The organism is Microvirga sp. P4_A5 (genome assembly GCF_056402495.1).
In genome coordinates this window covers 22,323-41,816 of sequence record NZ_JBFUHH010000030.1, presented here as the reverse complement: position 1 = coordinate 41,816, position 19,494 = coordinate 22,323, and the positions used below count along the sequence as shown (strand labels likewise).

Genomic DNA, 19,494 nt, shown 5'->3' with positions numbered 1-19,494 from the left:
GAGGTGAACACGACTCCGCCCGCTCGCAATTGCGGCAGAGCTGAGAATACGGTGTCGAACTCTTGCTCGGTGCTGGCGTGCAGGACGAATTCCTCCCGAACCACCACATGCTTGGAATAGCCGCCCTGCGTCATCTCCCGCGTGAGGCGGTCGAGACCCCTGTAAGTGCCCGTATTGCCTTCCCGGCAGAGCTGCTCTTCGCCCTTCCGGCACTGGTCGCAGCGCTGACAGCTATCAACCATGCAGCCCACCGCCACATGATCGCCTGCATTGAAGCGCGTGACCTCCGGGCCGACCTCGATCACGCGGCCGACGATCTCATGGCCCGGGACGACCGGATAGGCTGACCAGCCCCAATCGTTGCGCGCCCAGTGGAGATCCGAGTGGCAGACGCCACAGTAGAGGATCTCCATCGCGACGTCGTTCGCGCGCAGCGCGCCGCTCGAAGGAGAAGGGCTGAAGGCGCGCGCCGGCGGACAGAGCGGCGTAGCCGAAGGTCTTGTAACGAAAGCTGGCCATGGTGTCGTTTCCACTCGTTGGATCGATGTTCTGAAAGGCAAACCGACGATCCGGCACCGCAACCAAATTCTGCAGGCGCCGGCTTCGTGCCGATCTTGAACGCAAACTTGTGTTCAGACTCCGGTCATTCTCATCAACGGCTCGGGATAACGCGCCCGCGAGGCTGATCTCGGCCGCAGCACGCTCCGTCTCGTCGAAATCGCGTAGCGTTAGCGCGAGGTCGACCGCGCCGAGGTTGTCCTCGAGACTGTGGGGACTGGTAGTGCGGGGGACCGACACGATCCGGCCTACTGCTGTTATGACGTCGCTCGCAGGTCTGCGTAGGCACACTGGTATTGGCCACGGTCTCGACCAACTTGGCGGCCTGCAACTCACCGCCGCGACTTCCAGTCTGGCAGCCTAGATCACTGGCGGCGCATGGCGCTCAGCTCGGGCCCGCCAATGTGCTCGGCAGCATCCGCACGGCGGTAGCTACTTTCCCCGACCCGAATCCGTATCCCGATTCCGGTTGGGGCCGAAGTTGGGGCCGGAAAACCTACCGAATAAAAAAATTATTAGTAATCAAATACTTAAACTATAATATTGGCGGAAGGGGTGGGATTCGAACCCACGGTGGGCTTGCACCCACGGCGGTTTTCAAGACCGCTGCCTTAAACCACTCGGCCACCCTTCCATCTGACGCATCGCTCTTTCGAGCGCCCAGCATGGCGTACCTGCTGTCTAAGGCGGTGGGCCGTTCCCCGTCAACATGCAATGGCCACGTCACGGGGGGAGGGCAGGGAACGCCCCATCATGTGACCCAAACGCGTCATGGCGTCGAAAAACGGGGGATATCGGGCAGCAATCGCCCAATTCGTTGCGCAGGGTTAACGAGACGGGCCTCGTTCGCCGCTAAGTCCCGTTTTTGGCGGCCAGGCGTTGCAGAAAACCCCTTTAAGGTCTTGCCTCGTCTGGGTTCCCGTGTGGCCTCCCACGCCGGCTCGGCGCGGTTGGATTGAAGGCAAATTGTGTCCCGCCCCTGTCCGCCGCGACCGTCGAAAAGCGGCGCAGGGAATCGGCAATCTCGACGACGTCGTTGATTTTTCAGTGGTTTCTCGCTGGTGAGAGAGAATTGCGCCGTCCGAGCTTCGCCATTGACAAGCGGGGGCATTTCACCTTCTTTTAGCCGCCGGAGGGCCACGTATGGGGCTTTTCCGGAGTTGCGAAACTGGCCGCACGCCTTGCGGTCGAGGGGATGCAAAGCAGGATGCAGTCAGATAGCGCCGAATCGAAAGCCGGATTGGACGGGACTTTTCGCCGTCCCATTCCTCTCCTTCGCATCGTTGGCGTCACCGCAATCGCGCTGACCGCCGCCAATTGCTCCTCGAACGTTCGGGGCGGCATCGACCCCAAATATGGCGTGGCCGCGAGCCCCCGGGTCATTCGCGACGGTGAACCCGTTCCCAAGGGCGGCGGACGTGAGCAGGTCGGCAAGGCCTACACGGTTGCGGGGCGCACCTATGTCCCGCAGGTCAATCCCGGCTACAAGAACGAGGGTCTGGCTTCCTGGTACGGGTCGAATTTCCATGGCCGCCGCACGGCCAATGGTGAAGTGTTCGACCGTGGCTCGGTCGCGGCCGCCCACACCACGATGCCGCTGCCCAGCTATGCGCGCGTCACCAACACCCAGAACGGTCACTCCATGATCGTTCGCGTCAATGACCGCGGGCCTTTTCACGGCAACCGCATCATCGACGTGTCGGAGCGCGCCGCCATTGCCCTTGGCTTCAAGCAACAGGGCACCGCGCGGGTGAAGGTCGAGTATGTCGGCCGCGCCTCCACCAATGGCAGCGACGACCAAATCCTTCTTGCGAGCCTGCGCACCGATGGCGCGCCCGCCTCGCTCACCGGCGGCCGTCCGACGATGCTCGCCGAGGCAACGCCGCGTCCGGCGCCGGTGCTGACAGCTTCACGGGCGTCGGAGCCGCTCGAGATGGATGAGCCGATCCAGACCTATGCGCCACCGCGCGTCATGGCGTCGGCGGTTCCGGCCTCCGTTCCTTTGCCGCCTGAGCGGCCCTTCGATCTCGGAACCATTCCGGGGGCTGTGACGCCGGTGCGCGTCAGCTCCGTTTCGCCGAATATCCTGCAGCCCCGCCCGGTGGTCGCCCGCCTCTATTACGCAGAGAATCAGAAGGCGCAGGCCGGATTTCAGAAGAGCAGCGGCTTCGCGCCTCTCGATCAGTCGCGTTTCCTGACGCGCTGATCCGCGAGCTGGCGGCTCGCCTCCTTTCCCGACCCCGCGGGGGCGGGCGGGGTGTACCCGGCCACTGTAGGGCAGCCATTAAGCTTTCCGAAAAGAAGCTTGGCGTTGATTTTCCGCCTTCATGCTACAGATTCCAGCTCTCCCAAGGGAAGAGTTCGGCATGGCTGGAAAAACGCACCTCATCACCGCCCGCGTGAGCGGCATGAAATACCTTGTTTTCAGTCTCTTACTGGGCGTTCTTGGTGCGCCGCACGAAGCGTCCGCGCAGGCGTTTCAGACCATCGCGCCGACCGCGATTCTCCTCGATGCGGATACGCGCGCGGTTCTCTTTGAAAAGAGYCCCGACGAGTTGGTGGCGCCCGCCAGCATGGCCAAAATCATGACCGCCGAGATTCTCTTTAACGAACTGAAGAGCGGCAGGCTGACCATGGACCACGAGTTCACCGTCTCGGTGAATGCCTGGAAGAAGGGTGGGGCCGGTTCCGGCGGCTCCGCGATGTTTGCGAAGGTCAACACGCCCATCCGGATCGAGGACCTGCTCCGGGGGCTGGTGGTGCAGTCGGGCAACGACGCCGCGATCACCATCGCCGAGGGTATTTCCGGAACGGAGGAGAACTTCGCGCGGCGGATGACCGATCGCGCCCGCGAACTCGGTCTCACGAAGTCCACGTTCCGCAACGCTACCGGCTACAGCGAACCCGACCAGAAAGTCACGGTCCGCGATCTGGCGAAGCTTGCGCTCCACGTGATCGAAACCTACCCGGATTATTATCCGATGTTCGCCGAGCGCGAATTCACCTGGAACAAGATCCGTCAGCTCAACCGAAATCCCTTGCTCACCATGGATATCGGCGCCGATGGCCTGAAAACCGGGAACGTGGACGAATCCGGCTACGGGCTCGTCGGCTCCGCCGTCCAGAACGGGCAGCGTCTCGTGGTCGTCGTCAACGGCCTGAAGACCGCCCGCGACCGGGCCGCCGAGTCCCGCAAGCTTCTGGAATGGGGGTTCCGCTCGTTCGAGCCGCATCTGCTGTTCGAGGCCGGACAGCCGGTGGGCGATGCGGATGTGTTTGGCGGAGATCGCAGGTCCCTGCCGCTTGTCTCGGACCGGCCGATTCGTGTACTCGTTCGTCGCGGGGACGGTGAGCGGCTCTCGGCGCGCATCGTCTATCAGGGTCCGCTGAAAGCTCCCGTGAAGAAGGGTGCCCAGGTGGCCCGTATCGAAGTCACCCGCGGCGACACGAAGGCTCTCGAAATGCCGCTTTACGCCAGCGAAGATGTGGGAGTCGGGACGTTGCGGCAGCGCGCGTTCGACGGTTTGCTGGAGGTGAGCACGGGCTGGGTCAGGCGCGCGCTTTCGGATGCGTTCAGCGGTATTTGATGGCGGGTCACTTCATCACATTCGAAGGCGGCGAGGGGACCGGCAAATCGACCCAGATCGGGCGGCTTCGGGCTCGCATCGAGGCCTTGGGGAAATCGGTCGTCGCCACCCGCGAGCCCGGCGGCTCTCCCTATGCGGAAAACGTCCGGGCTTTCATTCTGGGCGGAAAGGCGAAACCGCTCGGACCGTTTGCCGAGGCGCTTCTTTTCACCGCCGCGCGCATCGACCATATCGACCAGACCATCACCCCGGCGTTGCGCGAGGGCAGCCACGTGTTGTGCGACCGCTTCGCCGATTCGACCCGGGCCTATCAGGGGGCATCCGGCGAGGTCGACACGACCCTCATCAATGCCCTTGAGCGCGCCGCCCTGAACGGCCTTCGCCCCGACCTGACGCTTGTGCTCGACCTTCCCGCTGAGGAAGGCCTCAAGAGGGCAGGCGCTCGTCGGGAAACGAAAGGGGAGGGCGTCGACCGGTTCGAGGAGGAAGACCTCGCATTCCACAACAAGCTCCGCGAGACCTTCCTCTCCATCGCCAGAGCAGACCCGTCGCGTTGCGTGGTGATCGCGGCGGATCGTTCACCCGACGAGGTCGAGTCGGCCATCTGGGAGGCGGTCGAGGCTCGCCTGCCGAAACTGGCGGGCAGGGCCATGAGGCCGAACCATGGCGCGTGAAATCAGCGAGACCGAGCCGGACGCCTTCGAGGGCGCGCCGCACCCGCGCGAACAATTCGCCTTTTTCGGCCACCGCGAGGGGGAGGCGGCGTTCCTCGACGGATTGCGCCAGGGCAGGCTTCACCACGCCTGGCTGATCGGCGGGCCCCAGGGCATCGGGAAGGCGACCCTCGCCTACCGGGTCGCGCGGGCCGTGCTCGACCCGACGAGAAGTCACGATCGCTTCATCGACACGCTCGATTGCCCGCCGGATTCCCGGGTGGCGCGGCAGGTCATGGCGCTCTCCCATCCGAATCTCACCGTGCTGCGCCGCACGCCGGCAACGGACAAGAAGGCGGCCTCCACGACCATCCCGGTCGATGCCGTGCGCAAGACCATCGAAATGTTCGGCTCCACCTCGGCCGACGGCGGCTATCGCGTCTGTATCGTTGATTGCGCCGAGGATCTCGCCGCCGCCGGCGCCAATGCGCTCCTGAAGGTCATCGAAGAGCCGCCGCCACGCTCGATCTTTCTCATCGTCAGCCATGCCCCCCAGCGGGTCCTGCCGACCATCCGCTCGCGATCGCGGCGATTGCTCCTGCGGCCGCTGGCGGATTCGGATGTGAATTCAGCCATCGCGTCTCTGGGTGGGCCCTGGACGGAGGTGTCGCCGGATCTTCTCGCCGAAGCCCGCAAGCTCGGCGAGGGGTCGGTCCGGCGCACGCTTGAATTGCTCGACGCCGACAAGGTCGCGCTGGTGGGGCAGATCGGCGCGATCCTCGAAAAGCTGCCGCGTACGGACCCCAAGGCCATTCTGGCGCTCGGTGAAACGCTCGCGAGGCGCGACGCCGATGCGAGCTACGAACTGGCCCTCGAGACCATCGACAGATGGGTGTCGGCGCGGCTTCACGAGACGGCGGCGCTTGGCGCCGCGCGCCTTGCGCCCCTTGTGGAGGTATGTGAGAAGATCGCCCGGCACGCGCGCGAGATCGACATCTACAATCTCGACCGCCGCCCGCTCGTTCTCGGCATGTTCGACGATCTTGCGGAGGCGGTGCGCAAAACGGCGTGACGATCGCCGCCACCGCTTCAGGAACTGACCAAGGTTGCCCCATGGCCGACAAACAGAAATTCTACCTCACGACGGCCATTTCCTACCCGAACGGTGCCCCTCATATCGGGCACGCCTATGAAATCATCGCGTCCGACGCGGTGGCGCGTTTCAAGCGCATCGACGGATACGACGTGTTCTTTCTCACGGGGACGGACGAGCACGGGCTCAAGATCCAGCAGACGGCGGACCGCGGCGGAACCACGCCGAAGGCCCTCGTCGACGAAATGGCTGCGAAATTCAAGGCCATGGCCGACCGGATGGGCGCGACCTATGATCGTTTCATCCGAACCACCGATGCCGATCACGTCGCCTCCACGCAGGAGCTCTGGCGCCGGATGGAGGAGCGGGGAGATATCTATCTCTCCAAATATTCCGGCTGGTACTCGGTCCGCGACGAAGCCTATTACGACGAGGCCGAGCTGACGAAACAGCCCGACGGGAGCTGGCGTGCGCCGAGCGGCACACCCGTCGAGTGGATCGAGGAGGAGAGCTATTTCTTCCGCCTTTCCGCCTATCAAGACCGCCTGCTCCAGCATTACGCCGACCATCCCGATTTCGTCAGCCCGGCGACGCGCCGCAACGAGATCGTCAGTTTCGTGCGCGGCGGCCTGCAGGATCTCTCGATCAGCCGCACCACCTTCGATTGGGGCCTTCCCGTTCCGGGCGACCCGAAGCACGTCATGTATGTGTGGGTCGACGCGCTTGCCAACTACATCACCGGCTGCGGCTTCCCGGACGAGAGCACCGATCGCTGGGCCTATTGGCCGGCGGACGTGCACATCATCGGCAAGGACATCGTGCGCTTCCACACGGTCTATTGGCCGGCCTTCCTCATGTCCGCAAATCTCCCGTTGCCGAAGCGGGTCTTCGGCCATGGCTTTCTGTTCAACCGCGGCGAGAAGATGTCGAAATCGGTCGGCAACGTGATCGACCCCTTCTCGCTGGCCGATACCTACGGCGTCGACCAGCTGCGCTACTTCTTCATGCGCGAGGTGCCGTTCGGCCAGGACGGCAACTATTCGCACGAGGCCATCGTCAACCGCATCAACGCCGATCTGGCGAACGACCTCGGCAATCTGGCCCAGCGCTCGCTGTCGATGATCGCCAAGAATTGCGACGCGGCAGTGCCTTCGCCCGGCCCGTTCGCCCAGGCCGATCAGGATATGCTCTGGCTTGCCGACGCTCTGCCGGCGAAGGCGAGGGCGGCGATGGGCGATTACGCGCTCCATACGACACTTGCCGAAATCTGGGCCGTGGTGGCGGAAGCCAACCGCTATTTCGCCTCGCAGGAGCCTTGGAAGCTTCGCAAGAGCGATCCTGAGCGGATGGCGACCGTTCTCTACGTGACGGCCGAAATCCTCCGCGCCGTCGGCATTCTGGCCCAGCCCTTCGTGCCCCAGGCCGCAGGTAAGCTCCTGGATCTTCTGGCGGTGGCCCCGGAAGAGCGGCAGCTTTCTCACGTCGGGCCGACCCACAGGCTGGTGGCCGGCAAAGGACTTCCGCAACCTGAGCCCATCTTCCCGCGTTACATCGAGGCGGAGGCCTGACGCTTCCGCTCAACGGGGGCCTTTGGCCGCGAGCGGGAGACAAGATGTTTTCGACCTTCATGTTCGCAACCGGGATCGAGAACAGCATCCCGACGATCAACAATGGCCGGACGCGCATCGACGAGATGGAAAAATGCGGCCACTACAAGCTGTGGCGCAAGGATTTCTCCCTGCTCGACGAGCTCGATATCCAGGTTCTGCGCTACGGCCCGCCGCTCCATACCACCTTCATCGGCCCCGGCCGCTATGACTGGTCCTTCGCCGACGAAACCTTCGCCGAACTCAAGCGGCTCAACGTCATTCCGATCGTCGATCTCTGCCATTTCGGCGTGCCCGACTGGCTCGGCAATTTCCAGAACCCCGATTTTCCCGAGCTTTTCGCGTCCTACGCCGAGGATTTCGCCCGTCGGTTTCCATGGGTCCAGCTCTACACGCCCATCAACGAAATGTTCGTCTGCGCGCTGTTCTCGGCCTCCTACGGCTGGTGGAACGAGCAATTGACGAGCGATCAGGCGTTCGTCACGGCGCTCAAGCATCTGGTCAAGGCGAATGTGCTGGCCATGGAGCGCATTCTCGAGGTGCGGCGGGACGCGATCTTCGTCCAGAGCGAGAGCTCGGAATATTTCCACGCCGAGAATCCGGCGGCGATCAGGCCCGCCGAGGTGATGAATTCCAAGCGCTTCCTGTCCCTCGACCTCAATTACGGCCGCCGCGTCGATTCCGAGATGTACGAGTTTCTCATGGGCAACGGCATGACGCGGGAGGAATACCATTTCTTCCTCAACCGCTCGTCGCTGCGCCACCACTGCATCATGGGCAACGATTACTACGTGACGAACGAACATCGCGTCCATGCCAACGGCACGACGGTGTCGGCCGGCGACATCTTCGGGTACGACGAAATCACGCGGCAATATTACGACCGCTACATGCTGCCGGTGATGCACACCGAAACGAACCTTATGGAGGGTCCGCGCGGCGATGAGGCCGTCAACTGGCTGTGGAAGCAATGGGCCAACGTCCTGCGGGTGCGCAACACCGGCGTCCCGATTCTCGGGTTCACATGGTATTCGCTGACCGACCAGATCGACTGGGATACAGCCCTTCGCGAGGAGAACGATCGCGTCTGCCCCGTCGGTCTCTATGATCTCGACCGCAACATCCGTCCTGTCGGAACCTCCTACAAGCAACTGATCAAGGATTGGTGCGACGTGCTCCCGGCCCAGAGCGTCTGCCTCACGCTGCCGCTGACGATGCCGCAGGAATACGAGGAGGAGATGGCGTTGCCCCGGCATCGTAGCCAAGTGCTGCAACGCCTGTGCCACGCCACCAAGGACGACATCCAGCAATCCTCCCAATGATGGCCGCGGGGTGGACGAACGGGCGGCTATCGGCTTTATGAAATCCGTCGCGCCGGAGCAGGGGGCGCCGGCGGAACAGGGACGCTCTCGGTATGTTGGTCGACAGTCATTGCCATCTGGATTTTCCCGAGCTTCAGTCCCGGTTGCCGGAAATCCTCGCGGCCGCCGACGCGGCAGGCGTCGGGCGCATGGTGACGATCTCGACCTACGTGTCACGTTACGACACCTATCGGCTGCTCGCCGAGACGCACGGAAACGTCTTCTTCACCGTCGGAACGCACCCCCATAACGCCGCGCAGGAGCCGGACGTGCCGACGGCCCGGCTCGTGGAATTGTCGCGTCATCCGCGTTGCATCGGGATCGGGGAGGCGGGGCTCGATTATCATTATGACAAGAGCCCACGGGACGTGCAGCGGCAGGTCTTCCGGACCCACATCGCCGCCGCGCGCGAGGCCCGGCTGCCGTTGATCATCCATGCCCGCAACGCCGACGAGGACATGATCGAGATCCTGACCGACGAAATGGGAAGAGGGCGCTTCGATGCCGTCCTGCACTGCTTCTCGTCCGGCGCCACGCTCGCCTCGATCGGTGTGGAACTCGGACTCTCCGTCTCGTTCTCGGGAATTCTCACCTTCAAGAATTCCGAGGATATCCGCCGGATCGCGGCCGCTGTCCCGCACGATCGGCTGCTGGTGGAAAYGGATGCGCCCTACCTCGCGCCGGCGCCCCATCGCGGACGGACGAACGAGCCGGCTTATGTGGCGAATACTGCCCGCGTGCTCGCCGAGGTGGTGGGCTTGAGCGAAAGCGACATCGCCCGTGTGACGACCGAGAACTTCTATCGCCTGTTCGAAAAAGCCAGAGCCGCCGATCGGGTCTCCGCCTCATGACGCACAGGGTGACCATACTCGGCTGCGGCTCGTCCGGCGGTGTGCCTCGGGTCGGGTCGGGCTGGGGCGCGTGCGATCCGCACAACCCCAAAAACCGCCGCCGGCGTTGCTCGATCCTCGTGCAGACCGGAAGCGGCGACGGCACCACGAGCGTGCTGGTGGACACCTCGCCTGACCTGCGGGAACAGCTACTGGACGCCCACGTGAAGCGCCTCGACGCTGTGCTCTTCACGCATTCCCATGCCGACCACGTGCATGGGATCGACGATCTCAGGCCGCTCGTCATCGCCATGCGGCGCAAGATCCCGATCTACGCCGACGTCATGACGAGCGAACTCCTGCAGGCGCGGTTCGGCTATTGTTTCGAGGCACCGGCCGGCAGCGACTATCCGCCGATCCTCGTGGCGCATCACCTCGATCGCGAGGCCGCGACCTCGATTGCCGGCCCCGGAGGAACGATCACCGCGATGCCGTTCCGCATGATCCACGGCGACATGGACGCCCATGGCTTCCGCTTCGGAAAATTCGCTTACGCTCCGGACGTGAACAAGATGCCGGCGGAGAGCGTCGAGATGCTGCGGGGTCTCGACGTCCTGATTCTGGACGCCTTGCGGTACACGCCGCACCCGACGCATTTCTCGGTCGACGAGGCCCTGGCGCTGATCGCCGAAGTCAAGCCGCGGCGCGCCATCCTCACCAACATGCACACGGACGTGGATTACGACACGCTGCGCCGACGAATCCCGGACGATGTCGAGCCGGCCTTTGACGGGATGGCGTTCGAAGCGGGTTGAGGAAGGTTGGAGAGTGGGGGCTGTTCAGATGCCGGTATGGCCACGTGGCGAGGCCCGGCCGGTCGGTCTCACGGCTATCCCTTTAACACTTAACGAGCTTTTTAGTTCCATAATATATCTTATGCGAATTATATCTATAGGCACGCGGCCGGGCGCGACAGCTCCTCCTCCTCACGCCTCTCGCAAACACGGCCCATCGATGATGACCTGGGAGCACCGCCTTGAGCATCTCTCGATCCTGCCGTCGACCTTGTAGATGTCCTTGAGAAGCCCGGGCGTGATCACCGTCTCGGCCGGCCCACATCTCACCATCGTCCCCGCATCGATCACCATGACGCGATCGGCTACGCGCAGGACCTGGTTGAGGTCGTGAATGGCAAGCACCACGCAGATCTGCCGCTTGCGCGCCATTGCCTGGATCAGCGCCAGCACTTCGACCTGCCGGTGAAGGTCAAGGGCGCTCGTCGGCTCATCGAGCAGCAGAATCTCCGGATTGCGCACCAGGGTCTGGGCCAGCGAGACGAGCTGGCGTTGGCCGCCGCTGAGCTCACACAAGCCCTTGAATGCGATTCCTTCGATGCGCAGCTCTCCCAGAACGTCATCCACCGCTTCAAGGTCCTCGTCGGTGACCCGGGGATCGGATTCCTGCTTGCGCACCAGCAGGATTGACTCGTAGACCGTCAGGACCGTGTTCACGGAAGTGTCCTGAGGCATGTAGCAGAGGCCGCGGGATGCAAGTCCGGTCGAGAGGCCGCCGATCGCGATGTCGCCCGGCCCGCCGAGAAGGCCCGCGATCCTTCGGAACAGGCTCGACTTTCCAGCGGCGTTCGGCCCGATCACGGCCGTCACCTCGCCTCCTTTCAGCACCGGTGTGGAGATGCCCGAGAGCACCTCCTGCCTTCCGTAGCGAACCCCGACGCCGTTGAGTTGCAGTGTGGCTACCATGCCCGTCCCCTGTTCATCATGATGAGGCTGAAAAGAAACGGCACGCCCACCAGGGCCGTGATGATGCCGATGGGAATGATGCTGCCGGGGATGAGCGATTTGCTGATCACGGATGTCAGCGACAGCATGGCGGCGCCCGCGAGCGCGGATGCCGGCAGGAAGAATCTCTGATCCTCGCCGATCAGCATGCGGGCCACGTGAGGACCGACGAGACCGACGAATCCGATCGTGCCGACGAAGGCGACGGGAACCGCGGCGAGCACGCTGACGACGAGCATCGTCTCGAGCCTGAGCCAGCGCACATTCACCCCGAAACTCGCCGCCTTGTCCTCGCCGAGGCGAAGCGCCGTCAGGGCCCAGGAGCGGCGGAAGAAGAGCGGAAGCGACACGGCAAGGATCGCGGCCGTGATGGTTAATTTCGGCCACGTCGCCCGGGTGAGGCTGCCCATCGTCCAGAAGACGACGGCTGCGAGCGCCTGCTCGGAGGCAAGAAATTGCACGAGTGCGAGCAAGGCGTTGAAGGTGAAGACGAGAGTGATGCCCAGCAGGACGATGGTTTCGACCGTCACCCCTCGCCTCTGGCTCATGAGGTGAATGAACAGAGCGGCGGCCATCGCCATCAACAATGCGTTGATCGAGACCACGTATTCGATGGCGAAAGGCAKGAGACCGACTCCGAACACGAGGGCAAGCGACGCGCCGAAGCTCGCGGCGGCGGAGATCCCGAGCGTGAAGGGGCTCGCCAGCGGATTGTTCAGGATCGTTTGCATCTGCGCGCCCGCGGCCGACAGGGCCGCTCCGACGACCACCGCCATCAGGGCCACGGGCATCCGGATCTCCCAGATCACGACGCTGATCTGGTGTGACACTTCTTCCGATCCCGATAGGGCGAGCAGCACCTCCCCCATCGTATAGCGAGCCGGCCCCAGGCCCAGATCCGCGATGACAGACAGCGCCAGAACAATGGTGAGCGCCAGGAGTACGAGTTTCTTGCGCTGGACCAGGGCGCGGTAGGCCCCGCGCCCCGGCTGAACTCCAATGGATGCGGGGTGAGCCAAGACCTATTCCTTGTCCGACAGCGAGACCCAATAGCCCGGCTTGTAGGAAACCGGGAGGAAGCGCTCGTAGAGCGTGCGCATTGTCTGGTCGGGGTCGAGGTCGCGGAACAGCTCCGGGTGCAGCCACTTCGCCATCTGCTGGATGGCGACGAACTGATAGGGGCTGTTGTAGAACTGGTGCCAGATGGCATGGACCTGCTTGTTCTGCACCGCCTTCACGCCCGTGTATGCCGGACGTTTCATCAGCGCGTCGAGCTTGGCCCTGGCATTCGCCTTGTCGGCGCCCGAGCCCACTCCCACCCACTTGCCCCCGGGTACATAAAGTTCCCAGTTCGATCCCGTGACGATGACCTGATCCGGATTGGCGGCGATGACCTGCTCCGGATTCACGACGCCGAAGGTTCCCGGGATGATGGTGCCGGCGAGATTCGTGCCTCCGGCCATCTCGACCATCTTGCCGAAGTTTTCATTGCCGAAGGACATGCAGCAATCGTCGCCATAGCCGGCCGCGCGCTCCATCATCACGAGCGGTTTTGCTGCATTGGCCTTGGCGAGACGCCCGGTGACGCGCTCGATCTGCTCCTTCCGGAAGGCGATGAACTCCTCTGCCCGCGCTTCTTCGCCGAACAGCTTGCCGATCAGGCGCATGCTGGGCTCGGTGTTCTCGAAGGGCTTGTCGCGGAAATCCACGAACACGACGGGAATGCCGACCTTGGCGAGTTTCTCGATGAGCTTCGAGTCGTCGGTGGCCGTCTTCGCCTCGATGTTCATGATCATGACATCGGGCGCCAGCGCAACCGCCTGCTCAATGTCGAACGTGCCCTCCTTCGATCCGCCGAACTTCGGAAGGTCCGCGATCTGCGGATATTTCGCGAGGTAGTCCTTATAGCCGTCGAGATCCGCCTTCTCGAAATCATCCCGCCAGGCGACGACGCGCTTGAACGGAGCCGCGGTGTCGAGAGCCGCAACGAAATAGACCTGACGCCCCTCGCCCAGGATCACCTTTTTGGCCGGAGACTTGATCGCGACCTGACGGCCGGCGATGTCGGTGACGGTGATCGTCGTGTCGGCCGCTTTCGCTGGGAGAAGCGAGACGAGCGCGAGGGCCGCGCCGAGCGCCAATTTGGACATTTGCATCATGTGTCTCGCATAGAAAAGAAGAACTCCCTCCTATGGAGTCAAAATAAGTATATCAAGCTCTATCTTTTAGAATTACTATAATCAAACAAGTTAATATGACACATTGGAATTATTATATTCTGTAGTTTGGAAAAACTATAATGTATTCATGACGGTCGTAATTTGACGAACCTGAAATTTGACGGTAGAGCCGGCCGCCGCATATCTGGAACAGGTCCAATGTCGTCAAATTACAGCCTTCGCGATGAAATCCGTGACTACTGGTCCGCTCGCGCCCCGACATTCGACAAGCAGGTGGGGCATGAGATCTTCTCAGAGGCTGAGAGGCAGGCGTGGCGCGAACTTCTTCTTCGCCATCTCGGCCACGGAGCCGAGCGCCGTGCGCTCGACCTCGCAAGCGGAACCGGAGTGATCTCGCATCTGCTCGACGAAATCGGTTTCCAGGTGACCGGGCTCGACTGGTCCGAGGCCATGCTGGCCCGCGCCCGCGCCAAGGCCGAATCACGCGGGGCGCGCATTCATTTTGTCGTGGGTGACGCCGAGCGGACGCTGGAGAAGCCGGAGAGCTACGACGTCATCGTCACGCGTCATCTCGTCTGGACGCTGATCGACCCGCGGGCTGCGTTCAGCGAATGGCATTCCCTGCTGAAGCCGGGCGGAAAAGTTCTCATTGTCGACGGCGATTTCGTCTCAGACACGCTCGTGAAGCGGATGATCAGGGTGATTGAACGGCTGACGCGGCGAACCTCCCTTGCATCCCATACACCGGACGCGATGCGCGAAACACATGAGCGGATTTTGCGACAGGTCCACTTCTCGGGGGGAGCGCGAGCGGGCGAGGTCTCGGACCTGCTGCGCGAGACAGGCTTTGCCGAAGTCACCGTGGATCACGATCTCAAACGTATTCACCGCGAGCAGGCAAAACACCTGCCGCTGCTCAAGGGCCTGGAGCGTGCAACCCAGCACCGCTATGCGATCGCGGCGACGAAGCGTTGAGGGTATTGCGGCGTCGATGCGCCCTGCCCCGGCGGGCCGCATGGGGTCCGCCGGGGTGGGCCACTTCACGGATTCGTCATCAGCGACCGACTGGCTCGATGCCAGAGTTCACTGTGATCCTGAACGGCACAGACGGTGCCGTGTCCTTCGGTGGTCGGGCCTCAGATCACCAGGAAGTGGTCTGCGGTCAACGCCGTGCCAGCCGCTACTACCGCGAACTTGACCGCCGCTTGCGCGCCTGTCCCATCCACATCCAGAAACAGCTCGCCGCTGCCCTTGTTGTAGAGAATTTGTGGCCCGGCTGCCGTGGCGAATGTGCCCAACTTGAACGCCGAGGCCTTCAGAGCACTAGGCGCAAATCCCGCTAAGGCGCTTTGGCTCAGATGGATGCGATCCTCGGTCGTCACGAAGTCGAGGATCTGATCGACGTTGCCGGAGTCTGGCGTCGTATCGAACAGGAACGCGTCGCTGCCGCTCCCGCCTATCAGGACGTCGTTGCCCGCGCCGCCGACGAGAGTGTCGAGGCCGCTGCCACCATCGAGCGTGTCGGCGCTGCCGCCGCCGCTCAACAGATCGTTGCCGCCGGCGCCAGAAAGCACATTGGCCACCTGGTTACCGATGAGTTGGTCGGCATAGCCCGATCCGCTCAATCCTTCGACCGCGATGAAGCTGTCGCCCGTCGCATCGCCGGTGTTGATCGACGAATTGGCAAGGTTGGCGATCACGCCGCCTGAGGCCGTCGCGTAAACCGCCACGTCCATGCCCGCACCGCCATTGAGCGCATCGGCTCCTGCGCCTCCCACGAGGTTATCGTCGCCCGCACCGCCATCGAGCGTATCATTGCCCGCATCGGCCCTCAGATAGTCGTTGCCGCCATTGCCTGAGAGCGTGTTGGCGCCCGCGTCGCCGGTAAGCTGATCGTCGAAGTTGGAGCCCCGAAGTCCCTCGATGCCGATCAACGTATCGCCAGCCGCAACGCCGGTCGCGAGATTCACGATCACGCCGTAGCCGGCATCCTCATAGGAAGCCACGTCAAAGCCGGCGCCGCCGTCGAGCAGGTCGAGGCCGCTATTGCCCATGAGCACGTCATTGCCGTCCCCGCCGCTCAATTGATCGCTGTCGTCACCGCCATCGATCGTGTCGGCGCCCTCCGAACCGTAGAGCGTGTCGTTGCCCCTGCCCCCGTTGACGATATCGTCGCCGCCACCGGCGATCATCCAGTTGGCGTTGAGGTTGCCCCCCAGGATATCACTGTGAGCCGAACCGAAGACGCCGTTGACGTCGACGAAGACGTCACCCGCCGCCAGATCGCCTGTGCTGCTGCCGGAATTATTCAGGCGAACGGTCACTGCGCTCTGCGCGTTGCGGTAGTCCGCCACGCCCCAACCGCCGGCGCCGTCGAGCGTATCGGCGCCCGCCCCGCCATCGAGGATGTTGTTGCCGGTGCCGGCCACGAGGTAATCGTTGCCGTCGCCGCCGAGCAGCGTGTCGTCGCCGTCCGAGCCGTAGAGCGAGTCGTTGCCGGCTTGGCCATCGATGAGATCGTTGCCGCTATCGCCGACGAACCAGTTGGCGTTGCCGTCACCGACCAGCGTGTCGCCGAACATCGATCCCCAGGCGCCCATGATGTTGATGTACACATCGCCTTCCGCCGCAGTCCCTGTATTCTCCGAGCTGTCGGCGAGATGCACCGTCACGGCGCTGTAGGCGCGTCGATAATCGGCGATGCCGCAGCCGCCGCTACCATCCAGAGTGTCGGCGCCGTGTCCGTCTTCAAGCAGATTGTTGCCGGTGCCACCGACGAGATAATCGTCGCCCTCGCTACCTCAGCGTATCGTCGCCGTCCCCGCCGAAGAGCCGGTCGTCGCCCCAGCCGCCACCGATGAGATCATTGCCGCCATTGCCGACGAGCAGGTTGTCGCTGTCGTCGCCATAGAGCTTATCGTCATGGGCCGAGCCCAGCACGCCCGCGATGTTGATGAACACATCGCCTTGCGCCTCGTCGCCCGTGCTGCCCGTGCCGTCGAGACGCACCGCCACACCGCCGTGGGCATGGCTGTAATCCGCAAGCGAGACGCCGTCGCCGCCGCCCACCAGCGTGTCAGCGCCATACCCCCCCTCGAGGAGGTTGCTGCCCGCGCCGCCCTTGAGGCAATCGTCGCCTTCGCCGCCGATCAGCGTGTCGTCGCCATCCTCGCCATCGACCCGGTCATCGCCCTGCTTTGCGGCGTCGCCGCTGCCCCACTTCAGCTTACCTTTGTATTTCGGTGGTCCTGTCGGAGGTCCAATCCTGAAATCCCAAGTCACACCCCAGCCAGTGCCGCTCGGTGCATTGCTTCCACTGCCCGATTGATCGCCTGTCGGCCCACCATTGGCGGCCGGTGTGCCCGCCAAAATCCTCTGCTCCAACAGCTCCATTTCGGTTGCCAGATCCATATCGTCCTCCGTGTATCATTCTCTTCCGCAACTTCAGGTTATGGTGTAACGTTCCTGAGGGCTTTCAAGGAGCGGTTTTAAGATTTTGTCCCGTCTCGGACTGCGATGTGCCAAATCGCACGGCTGGCCTTGGYCCTCCTCCCCGGTCTATGAAGGCGGCATCTCGAAACGGAGCCAACCGTGACGCCCTCCTCCGAAATCTCCCGCCTCATCGAAATCATGGCGGCGCTCCGCGCGCCGGGCACCGGTTGCCCGTGGGACCTCGAACAGACCTTCGCGTCGATTACGCCATACACCATCGAAGAAGCCTATGAGGTGGTGGACGCCATCCAGCGGGGCGATCTCGCCGACCTTCGGGACGAACTGGGCGACCTGCTGCTCCAGGTGGTCTTTCACGCCCAGATGGCGCGGGAGCAGGGCGTGTTCGGGTTCGGCGACGTGGTCGAGGCGATCACCACCAAGCTGATCCGGCGTCATCCGCACGTCTTCGGCGCGGCGCGCGACCTGTCGCCGGCCGAGGTCAAGAATCTGTGGGACGACATCAAGCGCACCGAGAAGGACGAGCGTCGGTCAAACCGCCTCGAGGCCGGTGTCGCGGACGAACCCGAGGAGGGCTTCCTCGGCGGTGTTCCCATGGCGCTCCCCGCCCTGACCCGCGCTCACAAGCTCACGGCGAAAGCCGCGAAGGTCGGTTTCGATTGGCCGGAGGCCGCTCAGGTGGTCGAGAAGATTCACGAGGAACTGGACGAGGTCGGCGAGGCCGCGGCCTCGGGCGATCGGGACAGGGTCGAGGATGAGATCGGCGACCTTCTGTTCGCCGCGGCCAATCTCGCGCGCCATTACGGCATTGATCCGGAGACGGCGCTCCGGCGCACCAATGCCAAGTTCGAACGCCGTTTCGGGTCGATCGAAAAGGCTCTCGCGCGGCAAGGCCAGTCGCTCAATGAGGCCGATCTCGACACCATGGAAAAGCTCTGGGTGGAGGCCAAGAACGCAGAGCGGGGCTGACGGCGTCTAAACCGTCCGTGCGCCGGGAAACCGGTTGAGCAGGCGAGGTTCCTTGCCCGACATGACCCGCACCCGCAGGATCGAACGCCCACCCTCGGTGGTTTCCCGGTCGAGGATCTCAGCGTTTTCGTGGAGCCATGCGAGCCCCTGCCCGTCAGCGGGCTCGACCTCGACCCGATAGCTCACCCGACCTTTGGAGAGATGCTCCTCGATGGTCGAAAGCAGCTCCGGAATCCCCTCGCCGGTCAGCGCCGAGATCAGGACCGGGCGGCGCTCCTCGTCGGTGCGGCTTGACTTCACCGCCAGTTTGGCGCGGTCGTCCTCCGACATCAGGTCCGCCTTGTTCCAGACCTCGATGATGCGTTTGGTGTCATCCGGATCGATGCCGAGCTCCCGCAGAACCACTGCCACGTCGCCTGCCTGCGCGTCCGTCTCGCCATGCGAGACGTCGCGCACGTGAAGCAGCACATCCGCCTCGACCACATCCTCCAGGGTCGCGCGAAAAGCCGCGACCAGCATGGTCGGAAGCTCGGAGATGAAACCGACGGTGTCGGACAGGATCGCCTTCTCGCCATGCGGGAGATCGATCGCGCGGGAGGTCGGATCAAGGGTGGCGAACAGCATGTTCTCGGCCAGCACGTCGGCCTCCGTCATGCGGTTGAAGAGGGTCGACTTGCCGGCATTCGTGTAGCCCACCAGCGCGATGATCGGGTAAGGCACCCTCCTCCGGCTCTGGCGGTGGAGCGAACGTGTCTTCACGACCGTCTCGAGCTCCCGCTCGATCCGCGTCATGCGCTCCTGAATCATCCGGCGGTCGGCCTCGATCTGCGTCTCGCCCGGGCCGCCGAGAAAGCCGAATCCGCCCCGCTGGCGCTCGAGGTGGGTCCATGAGCGGACAAGGCGGCCTTTCTGGTATGACAGATGGGCCAGCTCGACCTGCAACGTCCCTTCCTTGGTGCGTGCGCGGCGGCCGAAGATTTCTAGAATCAGGCCCGTCCGGTCGATGACCTTGGCGCCCCATTCCTTTTCCAGATTGCGCTGCTGGACCGGGCTCAGCGCGCAATCCATCACCACGAGGCCGATCTCCTCGGCGCGGATGATTCCGGCGATCTCCTCGACCTTGCCGCTGCCGATATAGGTCGCCGGGCGCGGGGAACTCAACGGCGCGATGAGCGTGTGGACGATGTGCAGGTCGATGGCCGCCGCGAGACCCGCGGCCTCGTCGAGACGAGCCTCCGCGGGGCGGGGATTGGCGCCCTCCTCGTCCGGCTTTCGCGGGCCGCCCAGACGCCATTTCCGTGTCAGATAGGGACCGACCACAAGCGTGTTCGTGCCGGCCGCGACATCTTTCTCGGGCTCGGCCAGTTGCAGGAGGCGCTCTTCACCTGGCGTACGCGGTTCGGTCAC

The 19,494-nt window shown here is 63.5% G+C and carries 17 protein-coding genes and 1 tRNA gene; 10 read left to right on the top strand and 8 right to left on the bottom strand.

Going from position 1 to position 19,494, the window contains the following annotated elements; all coding sequences use genetic code 11:
• Both AC1DVM_RS10630 and AC1DVM_RS10625 read right to left on the bottom strand, forming a co-directional pair.
• On the bottom strand, positions 1-413 hold a 413-nt coding region (locus AC1DVM_RS10630), incomplete at its 3' end, for an alcohol dehydrogenase catalytic domain-containing protein (RefSeq protein ID WP_477254348.1).
• A 689-nt stretch (positions 414-1,102) separates the two neighbouring features.
• A tRNA-Ser gene (locus AC1DVM_RS10625) sits at positions 1,103-1,192 on the bottom strand.
• 573 nt (positions 1,193-1,765) lie between these two features.
• Between AC1DVM_RS10625 and AC1DVM_RS10620 the strand changes: the two genes are divergently transcribed.
• The 8 genes from AC1DVM_RS10620 to AC1DVM_RS10585 all read left to right on the top strand — a co-directional run bounded on the left by AC1DVM_RS10620 (position 1,766) and on the right by AC1DVM_RS10585 (position 10,504).
• Complete coding sequence (locus tag AC1DVM_RS10620) at positions 1,766-2,764, top strand: septal ring lytic transglycosylase RlpA family protein (RefSeq protein ID WP_477254347.1); 999 nt, start codon at positions 1,766-1,768, stop codon at positions 2,762-2,764.
• Positions 2,765-2,966: 202 nt separating this feature from the next.
• Positions 2,967-4,145: a D-alanyl-D-alanine carboxypeptidase family protein gene (locus AC1DVM_RS10615; protein WP_477254350.1), complete on the top strand. Its 1,179-nt coding sequence runs from the start codon at positions 2,967-2,969 to the stop codon at positions 4,143-4,145.
• Positions 4,145-4,819, top strand: a complete 675-nt coding sequence (gene tmk, locus AC1DVM_RS10610) for a dTMP kinase (RefSeq protein ID WP_477254345.1) — start codon at positions 4,145-4,147, stop codon at positions 4,817-4,819. The genes AC1DVM_RS10615 and tmk overlap by 1 nt, the downstream gene beginning before the upstream one ends.
• A complete protein-coding gene (locus AC1DVM_RS10605) occupies positions 4,809-5,870 on the top strand; it encodes a DNA polymerase III subunit delta' (protein WP_477254344.1) in 1,062 nt (353 codons plus the stop codon). The genes tmk and AC1DVM_RS10605 overlap by 11 nt, the downstream gene beginning before the upstream one ends.
• Before the next feature lie 41 nt (positions 5,871-5,911).
• Entirely contained in the window at positions 5,912-7,459 is a 1,548-nt protein-coding gene (metG, locus tag AC1DVM_RS10600) for a methionine--tRNA ligase (RefSeq protein WP_477254342.1), read from the top strand.
• A 44-nt stretch (positions 7,460-7,503) separates the two neighbouring features.
• Positions 7,504-8,820: a family 1 glycosylhydrolase gene (locus AC1DVM_RS10595; protein WP_477254340.1), complete on the top strand. Its 1,317-nt coding sequence runs from the start codon at positions 7,504-7,506 to the stop codon at positions 8,818-8,820.
• A 92-nt stretch (positions 8,821-8,912) separates the two neighbouring features.
• A complete protein-coding gene (locus AC1DVM_RS10590; protein WP_477254338.1) occupies positions 8,913-9,710 on the top strand; it encodes a TatD family hydrolase in 798 nt (265 codons plus the stop codon).
• A complete protein-coding gene (locus tag AC1DVM_RS10585; RefSeq protein ID WP_477254336.1) occupies positions 9,707-10,504 on the top strand; it encodes an MBL fold metallo-hydrolase in 798 nt (265 codons plus the stop codon). The genes AC1DVM_RS10590 and AC1DVM_RS10585 overlap by 4 nt, the downstream gene beginning before the upstream one ends.
• A gap of 171 nt (positions 10,505-10,675) precedes the next feature.
• Here the strand turns inward: AC1DVM_RS10585 and AC1DVM_RS10580 are convergent, their stop codons facing one another.
• From AC1DVM_RS10580 to AC1DVM_RS10570, 3 genes are read right to left on the bottom strand one after another with little or no spacing between them, the layout of a single operon-like run.
• Positions 10,676-11,449, bottom strand: coding sequence for an ABC transporter ATP-binding protein (locus AC1DVM_RS10580; RefSeq protein WP_477254335.1), 774 nt, complete (start codon positions 11,447-11,449; stop codon positions 10,676-10,678).
• Positions 11,443-12,507 carry a FecCD family ABC transporter permease gene (locus tag AC1DVM_RS10575; protein WP_477254333.1) on the bottom strand — a complete coding sequence of 355 codons (1,065 nt, stop codon included), beginning with the start codon at positions 12,505-12,507 and terminating at the stop codon, positions 11,443-11,445. Before AC1DVM_RS10575 ends, AC1DVM_RS10580 begins: the two co-directional genes overlap by 7 nt.
• A gap of 3 nt (positions 12,508-12,510) precedes the next feature.
• A complete protein-coding gene (locus AC1DVM_RS10570; RefSeq protein ID WP_477254331.1) occupies positions 12,511-13,647 on the bottom strand; it encodes an ABC transporter substrate-binding protein in 1,137 nt (378 codons plus the stop codon).
• A 219-nt stretch (positions 13,648-13,866) separates the two neighbouring features.
• Here AC1DVM_RS10570 and AC1DVM_RS10565 point away from each other — a divergent pair, with 219 nt between their 5' ends.
• Positions 13,867-14,643: a class I SAM-dependent methyltransferase gene (locus tag AC1DVM_RS10565; RefSeq protein WP_477254329.1), complete on the top strand. Its 777-nt coding sequence runs from the start codon at positions 13,867-13,869 to the stop codon at positions 14,641-14,643.
• A 161-nt stretch (positions 14,644-14,804) separates the two neighbouring features.
• Here AC1DVM_RS10565 and AC1DVM_RS10560 read toward each other — a convergent pair whose 3' ends face one another.
• Positions 14,805-16,283 (bottom strand): calcium-binding protein, encoded by a 1,479-nt coding sequence (locus tag AC1DVM_RS10560; protein ID WP_477254327.1) that lies wholly within the window; start codon positions 16,281-16,283, stop codon positions 14,805-14,807.
• 181 nt (positions 16,284-16,464) lie between these two features.
• A complete protein-coding gene (locus AC1DVM_RS10555; protein WP_477254325.1) occupies positions 16,465-17,079 on the bottom strand; it encodes a calcium-binding protein in 615 nt (204 codons plus the stop codon).
• A 180-nt stretch (positions 17,080-17,259) separates the two neighbouring features.
• Between AC1DVM_RS10555 and mazG the strand changes: the two genes are divergently transcribed.
• On the top strand, positions 17,260-18,087 hold the full coding sequence (mazG, locus tag AC1DVM_RS10550; protein WP_477254324.1) for a nucleoside triphosphate pyrophosphohydrolase: 828 nt from the start codon (positions 17,260-17,262) through the stop codon (positions 18,085-18,087).
• A 6-nt stretch (positions 18,088-18,093) separates the two neighbouring features.
• Here mazG and hflX read toward each other — a convergent pair whose 3' ends face one another.
• Positions 18,094-19,494, bottom strand: coding sequence for a GTPase HflX (gene hflX / locus AC1DVM_RS10545; RefSeq protein WP_477254322.1), 1,401 nt, complete (start codon positions 19,492-19,494; stop codon positions 18,094-18,096).